Annotated in this window: 1 protein-coding gene; it reads right to left on the reverse strand. The window is 57.9% G+C overall.

Annotated features, from left to right (window positions below):
* Nucleotides 1-258: 258 nt before the first annotated feature.
* Nucleotides 259-711, reverse strand: a complete 453-nt coding sequence (locus GTW51_RS23295) for a hypothetical protein (RefSeq protein ID WP_203566288.1) — start codon at nucleotides 709-711, stop codon at nucleotides 259-261.
* Nucleotides 712-1284 lie beyond the last annotated feature (573 nt).

Here is a 1284-nt window from a genome sequence, read left to right on the forward strand (position 1 = left end):
GACTACGACGACATCGTCGCCCACTGCTGTGACGCTTGGAACAAGCTCGTCGATCAGCCCTGGAAAATCATCTCAATCGGAATGCGGGACTGGGCGCATGAGTTCTGATCAGCGCACGTTGGTATTAGGTGCTGCATTGCGTGCGGGTTGATCATGCTGATGTCACCGTACGCATAGCACTCGATCAGACCGACAGGGCAGGCATATAGAAACTCGAGCAGTTTCTCGTCGCCGGAGTCCTCGCTCATGGATGTCGTCTCAGCGCTCGATCAGGATGTAACGGTGGAGGCCCTGAGGCGACGCGAGGAGGCGAAGGCGGACCCGTGTTGGTCGCATGCGCAGCGTCAGGACATAGGGAACGATGGCGTCCAGCTCGGCCTCGTCCTCGAAGCGCTGGGCTACCATGAAATTGTTCATGCATTGGCCGACCGCTTCGAAAAATGGAACGCCGAGAACGCTTTGCGGATCGAGCCCGGACAAACGAGCTTCTGTGGCATCGTAGATCTCGACCCGCAAGTCCGGCGCCAACCCTACGACGCCGAAGGCGAGCGAGTCCCGTTCTGATGCTTTCATCGCATCCAAATGCGCCAGCGTGATCGTCTCGAAGGTCTCATCTTCTTCTTCCAGAACCAGTCTCCAGATTGCACGAAAGACGCCATGATTGCGCGAGGCGCCAAATAAATCAGATGCGTTCGAGATGCACGCCTGCATGACAACCAGCCTTTAATAGCTGCCGGGAGAGCGGTGTCGCCAAGTCTTTCCGAAGGATCGTCGGGCGGAGTGCCCTGGATGCTCAGGCTTACCTAGGTGGCCTCCTCACTACACGAGACCTGGTCGGTCCGGCATTTTTTCGTCACACGCCGTGCGACTGTTGAGAGATTTGTGAGAGGCGATTTTCGCGCGTCGAATGGGTGGTAATCCTGACACAAAGAACTCAGACGATGCGTGCCATATTGCAGCGATGCGCGGGAGGAGATCCGCAAGCCGAGCCTGCGGTGCCGCTCAGTTAGGCGGTGGCGATGAGCGTGGGCGTCAAGGCGCAGCGATCGGAGCGGCAACAACTGGGATTCTCGGGAGAGCCTGAAGCCGCGGATTGCTCGCTTGGAGGCGTTTTGTGTAAGCCAGATCCTGCCGTCTGTGGCGATGCGGTAAATACGTTCTCATACCAACGTGCGCGATAGCTGACTCTGTAGGGGTTCCCAAGGCGGGCGAAGTCTGAATCGATGGAGGCAAACGGAGGTTTGCCATGGCTTCAGCGATCCCGCTTCGTTCCGATTTCAACGG

The organism is Aurantimonas aggregata (assembly GCF_010500835.1).
Lineage (GTDB): Bacteria > Pseudomonadota > Alphaproteobacteria > Rhizobiales > Rhizobiaceae > Aurantimonas > Aurantimonas aggregata.